The 5,838-nt window shown below is 52.7% G+C and carries 6 protein-coding genes; 3 read left to right on the top strand and 3 right to left on the bottom strand.

The window, feature by feature from the left end:
• Positions 1-34 precede the first annotated feature (34 nt).
• The 3 genes from MHN01_RS14230 to lolB are packed head-to-tail and all read right to left on the bottom strand — an operon-like array spanning position 35 to position 2,486.
• Positions 35-982 carry a ribose-phosphate pyrophosphokinase gene (locus tag MHN01_RS14230; protein ID WP_139310451.1) on the bottom strand — a complete coding sequence of 316 codons (948 nt, stop codon included), beginning with the start codon at positions 980-982 and terminating at the stop codon, positions 35-37.
• Positions 983-1,014: 32 nt separating this feature from the next.
• Positions 1,015-1,878 (bottom strand): 4-(cytidine 5'-diphospho)-2-C-methyl-D-erythritol kinase, encoded by an 864-nt coding sequence (gene ispE / locus MHN01_RS14225; protein ID WP_239411944.1) that lies wholly within the window; start codon positions 1,876-1,878, stop codon positions 1,015-1,017.
• Positions 1,879-1,892: 14 nt separating this feature from the next.
• Complete coding sequence (gene lolB, locus MHN01_RS14220; protein ID WP_239411943.1) at positions 1,893-2,486, bottom strand: lipoprotein insertase outer membrane protein LolB; 594 nt, start codon at positions 2,484-2,486, stop codon at positions 1,893-1,895.
• 276 nt (positions 2,487-2,762) lie between these two features.
• Here lolB and hemA point away from each other — a divergent pair, with 276 nt between their 5' ends.
• The 3 genes from hemA to prmC form a co-directional block, all read left to right on the top strand.
• The gene (hemA, locus tag MHN01_RS14215; protein ID WP_239411942.1) at positions 2,763-4,025 is read left to right on the top strand and encodes a glutamyl-tRNA reductase; all 1,263 of its coding nucleotides are present in this window, start codon (positions 2,763-2,765) and stop codon (positions 4,023-4,025) included.
• A gap of 56 nt (positions 4,026-4,081) precedes the next feature.
• Positions 4,082-5,170 (top strand): peptide chain release factor 1, encoded by a 1,089-nt coding sequence (gene prfA, locus MHN01_RS14210; RefSeq protein WP_239411941.1) that lies wholly within the window; start codon positions 4,082-4,084, stop codon positions 5,168-5,170.
• Positions 5,170-5,838, top strand: a 669-nt coding sequence (gene prmC, locus MHN01_RS14205) for a peptide chain release factor N(5)-glutamine methyltransferase (protein WP_239411940.1), incomplete at its 3' end; no start/stop codon positions are given. The genes prfA and prmC, both read left to right, overlap by 1 nt.

The following is a 5,838-nucleotide window of genomic DNA, read 5'->3' as shown; positions in this document are numbered from 1 at the left end:
ATCGCTATGCCGAACTGTTCGGTATAGGGAGCGATTAGTGCTCGAACATCGCAGAGATTGACTCTTCGTTGCTGATGCGGCGAATCGCTTCAGCCAGCATGCCAGATAGCGTCAGTACCGATACGCGGCCTGTATCAACCATTGCTTGAGACAGTGGGATAGAGTCAGTCACGATAACTTCGTCAATCACTGATTCACGGATGTTCTGAGGCGCATTGCCAGAGAATACCGGGTGAGTTGCGTAGGCAAATACGCGCTTGGCACCACGATCTTTCAGTGCTTCGGCTGCTTTACACAGCGTACCGCCAGTATCGATCATGTCATCAACGATAACACAGTCACGGCCTTCAACTTCACCGATAAGGTGCATAACCTGAGAAACGTTGGCACGTGGACGACGCTTGTCGATGATTGCAATGTCAGTGTCATCAAGCAGCTTGGCAATCGCACGGGCACGTACAACACCACCGATGTCCGGAGAAACAACCACTGGATCTTCCAGGTTCTTCGCCAGGATGTCTTCTAGCAGAACTGGGCTGCCGAATACGTTATCAACTGGAACATCAAAGAAGCCCTGAATTTGCTCAGCGTGAAGATCAACAGTCAGAACGCGGTCAACGCCTACGTTAGAAAGGAAATCTGCAACTACTTTGGCAGTAATTGGCACACGGGAAGAACGAACGCGGCGGTCTTGGCGAGCATAACCGAAGTAAGGGATTACAGCTGTAATACGACCTGCAGAAGCGCGGCGTAGGGCATCGATCATAACAACCAGTTCCATCAGGTTGTCATTGGTTGGCGCACAAGTAGATTGAATGATAAAAACGTCGCTACCACGAACGTTCTCATTAATCTGAACACAGACTTCACCGTCGGAAAAACGGTTAACTGTTGCGTCTCCTAAAGAGATGTAAAGACGGTCAGCAATGCGTTGGGCTAGTTCTGGTGTAGCGTTACCAGCAAACAGCTTCATATCAGGCACGGTGGAAACCTCAGGTTGCGTCCAAGTTGTAGTTACTGACAATCCATAGAATGTGCGTTCAAGGCTGTCAAAAGGGGAGATGTGTTGACACCTTTTGCGACGAATCCTTGGAGCCAGTCAGGTAATTTATTCAGTGTTGCATTGGCCTCTTGTTGAGTGCTAAATTCAGCAAACACACAAGCGCCAGTGCCAGTCAGTCTTGACGGCGCGTATTCTAACAGCCACGAAAGCGCCTTATCAACCTCGGGGTGCAGTCTTCTGACGATTTTTTCGCAATCGTTTTCGTAAATCCCCGCCAACAGGGCATCCAACGTCATTTTTTTGCTATCACGGGTTAGTTCCGGATGGGTGAAAATATCAACAGTTGCAATGCTGACATCTGGTTTGGCAACCAAATACCACTTTTCCTGCGGCTCTGCCGGTTGAAGTTTTTCGCCAACGCCCTCAGCAAATGCACTCATTCCGCGGACAAAAACTGGCACGTCCGCACCGAGCTTCAGACCAATCTCGGCCAGTTCATCCTCGCTAAGCCCGGCTTGCCACAGGTAGTTCAGGGCAACCAAGGTGGTGGCCGCATCGGACGATCCGCCACCCAGGCCACCGCCCATCGGCAGGATTTTATCGATATGGATCTCTGCCCCGGCCCGGATGCCAGCCGCCTGTCGCAGGGCATCGGCGGCGCGATAGATCAGGTTGTCTTCGGTTGCGACGCCCTCGATGGCCGGCGAAAGGGTGATATTACCGGAGTCGTTCGCGGTAATCGTCAGGGTGTCACTGTGATCCAGAAACTGAAACAGGGTTTGTAGCTCATGGTAACCATCAGGACGGCGACCGGTGATGTAGAGGAACAGGTTTAGCTTGGCTGGCGCGGGCCAGCGAGTCGTACGGGTAATCATAGTGTGGCTCGTATTCATGGCTGTTGGCTTTCGGTGATTTCCCACTCATTGATGATGAGGGTGATACGGACGTCCCCTTGCGACAGAATCATTCGGCTCGGCAGGGCTGGAGTCACCGAGTTGTCATATTCGTTGTAGTCGAGCTGCCAAAGTTGCTGGTCTATTTGTTTCGCCAGGTAGGCCACCCGGTTTTCGCTGTTGAGCTGGTAGGTATCGGCAGCAGTTGGCAGGCCTATCAGCCAGTCACGCATTTGCTCGACGGGAAGATTAATATCGGTCAGCTCCTGGATCAGGCGTGAGGCATTGGTTCCCTGATAGGTCTGGCCATCGTGGGAAATCAAGGTGGCACTGATTGGCGTTGCATCAAGCTTGAGCAGGGTTTTGCCAAGGAAGTTGGTCAGCAGCAGGTGGTCGGCCTGCGGGACGGTACGCCACAGCAGGTTGGCACCAAAACGTTGCTTGCCTTTATAGCCCAACCGGCCTTTGGCCTCATAATGGTTAAGTTGCTGGAGCGACGCCTGATGAGTTTCCCAGTCCACTAGAGAGGAAACTGGTGCCTGGCTGGCACAGCCGGATAGCAGGGAAAGTGGCAAAATGGCGGCGAGCAAGTACCGTTTCGAGTGTAAATACAATCGAACAAATGAAATCGATGGCATAGTTTGTAATTAACTTGTGGGTTTAGGCAAACAATAGCGAGAATTGGGCCATAATACCAATTGCAACAAGGAATTGCTTAAGGCATCTGGGCCATAAATGGTATTTAAATTTCAACAATTGCTCAGGAATGCCAGATTGATTGCGTTAGTTTTCTTTAATTACGTTGGGGCATCAAGTAAAATCCCGCCCTGGATCTTTTTCACCGGCGAAGTTGGTACACCGTCTCCATGACATTGCTTGCATTAGGAATAAATCATAAAACGGCATCTGTGGACTTACGCGAGCGTGTTGCGTTTTCCCCGGACAAGCTGACCAAGGCATTGCAGCAGTTAGAAGCACACCCGGAGGTAACAAGTGGCGTTATTGTCTCGACTTGTAACCGCACCGAGCTCTATTGTGACGTGACCCAGGCCGGGCCGGGAATCCTGATTGATTGGTTGACCAAGTTTCACCAGCTCACGGCCGAAGAGTTGATGCCGAGCCTGTATTTTCATGAAGAGCAGGCTGCTGTGAGGCACCTGATGCGGGTTGCCTGCGGCCTGGACTCATTGGTGCTCGGCGAACCTCAAATCCTGGGACAGGTCAAGCAGTCATATTCTGACGCCCGTGATTATGAAGCCGTACATGGTATGCTGGAGAAGTTGTTCCACAAGTCCTTTACGGTAGCTAAGCGGGTGCGTACCGAAACCGATATTGGTGGAAATGCTGTATCGGTGGCCTTTGCGGCCTGTACCCTGGCCAAGCAAATTTTTGAGTCGCTGTCTGAGGCCACGGTATTATTGATTGGCGCAGGCGAGACGATTGAACTGGTATCGCGCCACCTTGTTGAGCAGGGCTGCAACAAGCTGATTGTGGCCAACCGGACTAAAGAACGCGCCGATAACCTGGCCATGGAGTTTGGTGCCGAGGTGATCAGCCTGCCGGATATTCCCGATTACCTGCCGCGCGCCGATATCGTGATCAGCTCGACGGCCAGCCCGCTGCCGATTGTCGGTAAGGGCATGGTCGAGAAAGCTATTAAGGCGCGTCGTCATCAGCCTATGCTGCTAGTGGATATTGCCGTGCCGCGCGATATCGAGCAGGAAGTCGGTGAGTTGAACGACGCCTACCTGTATACGGTCGATGATTTGCACAGTATCGTCGAGAAGAACCGCGAGCAACGCAAGGTTGCCGCGATCCAGGCCGAGGCCATTGTCAGCGAGGAAAGTGCAGCCTTTATGAGCTGGCTGCGCTCGCTGGAGGCGGTTGACAGTATTCGACAGTATCGCTGTCACGCCGAGGATATCAAGGCCGAGCTGCTGAGCCGAAGCCTGCAGGCTATAGCCAATGGCAGTGAGCCAGAAAAAGTACTGGCGGAACTAAGCAACAAACTGACCAACAAACTGATCCACGCACCAACCCGGGCAATGCAGCAGGCTGCGCATAATGGCGAGCCGGAAAAGTTAGCGGTGATCCGCGAGACGCTGGGGTTGGAGTCGTTCAAAAATTAATATGAGGCAGGGCCACCGTGCTTTGCCATGACCGGAACACAATAGTTAAGTCGATTATGAAATCTTCAATTTTAGTGAAATTAGAAACGCTGGTTGAGCGTTACGAAGAAGTCCAGCACCTGCTTGGCGATCCTGACGTGATCGGCGATCAGGATAAATTCCGTGCGCTTTCCCGTGAATATTCTCAGCTGGAAGAAGTGACCAAGTGTTTCCAGGCTTATCAGCAGGCGAAAGAGGATCTTGAAACTGCTGAAGAAATGACGAAAGAAGATGATCCGGAAATGCGCGAAATGGCGCAGGAAGAAGTAAAGGAAGCGAAAGCTGAAATTACTCGCCTTGAGGATGAGCTTCAGGTACTGCTGATCCCGAAAGATCCGAACGACGAGCGTAACTGCTTCATCGAAATCCGTGCCGGTGCTGGTGGTGACGAAGCCGGTATTTTTGCCGGTGATCTGTTCCGTATGTACAGCAAATATGCCGAAAGCCGCGGCTGGCGTATCGAAGTGATGAGTGCCAACGATGCCGAGCATGGCGGCTACAAAGAAATGATTGCCAAAGTAAACGGTGAAGGCGTGTATGGTGTGCTGAAGTTTGAATCTGGCGGTCACCGCGTACAGCGTGTGCCGGCAACTGAATCTCAGGGCCGTGTTCATACCTCTGCCTGTACGGTGGCTGTGCTTCCGGAAGTGCCTGAAGCCGAAATTCCTGAAATCAATGCCGGTGATCTGAAAATTGATACTTTCCGTGCCTCGGGCGCTGGTGGTCAGCACGTTAACACCACTGACTCTGCAATCCGTATTACTCACCTGCCAACCGGTATCGTGGTGGAGTGTCAGGATGAGCGTTCGCAGCACAAAAACAAAGCCAAGGCGATGTCGGTACTGGCGGCCCGTATTATTCAGGCAGAAGAAGAGCGACGCCATGAAGCAGAGGCAAGCACCCGTCGCAACTTGCTGGGCTCGGGCGATCGCTCGGACCGCATTCGTACTTACAACTACCCGCAGGGCCGTGTATCTGACCACCGTATTAACCTGACTATCTACCGCCTGAACGAGGTGATGGAAGGGGATATGGATACCCTGATCCAGCCGGTACTGCAGGAACACCAGGCAGATCAGTTGGCTGCCATGGCTGATCAAAGCTAATGCCACTGAGCATCGAAGCGCTGTTGAAGCAGACAGTGCAGCAGCTTGTTGAAGCGGGCTCAGACAGCCCGCAGCTGGATGCAGCCGTACTGCTTTGCTTTGTGCTGGACAAGCCGCGTAGTTACTTGCTGACCTGGCCGGAAAAAATGCTAGACAGTGAGCAGTCTGCTGCGTTCGACACTGTGTTGCGTCGCCGTCTGGCGGGCGAACCGGTCGCCTATATTGTCGGTGAACGCGAATTTTGGTCGTTGCCGCTGAAAGTGGCACCTCATACCCTTATCCCACGTCCCGACACGGAGCGGTTGGTTGAACTGGCATTGGAGAAAGTGCCAGCAGAACCTTGCTCGGTACTGGATCTGGGAACAGGTACCGGTGCAATTGCCCTGGCAATTGCCTCGGAGCGGCCTGAGCTGAGCGTTACCGGTATCGACTTGCGACCGGAAGCGGCCCAGCTGGCGCTGGAAAACAGCCAAAACTTGAAGATTACCAATACCCGCTTCCTTTCCGGAAGCTGGTACAGTCCGCTGACATCTGACGAGCGCTTTGCCGTCGTGGTCAGTAACCCTCCCTACATAGATAAAACTGATCCTCACCTCGAACAGGGTGATGTGCGCTTTGAGCCAAAAAGCGCCTTGGTGGCAGAAGAAAACGGCTTGTCTGATAAGATC

Source organism: Photobacterium sp. OFAV2-7 (assembly GCF_022347985.1).
Lineage (GTDB): Bacteria > Pseudomonadota > Gammaproteobacteria > Enterobacterales > Vibrionaceae > Photobacterium.
The sequence above is the reverse complement of the archived record's forward strand: the minus strand, read 5'-3'. Positions and strand labels throughout refer to the sequence as shown.

Coding starts and splice junctions, on each gene's coding strand:
- ispE (WP_239411944.1), bottom strand. CDS start 1,878: ATGATTACCCGTACGACTCGCTGGCCCGCGCCAGCCAAGCTAAACCTG.
- hemA (WP_239411942.1), top strand. CDS start 2,763: ATGACATTGCTTGCATTAGGAATAAATCATAAAACGGCATCTGTGGAC.
- prfA (WP_239411941.1), top strand. CDS start 4,082: ATGAAATCTTCAATTTTAGTGAAATTAGAAACGCTGGTTGAGCGTTAC.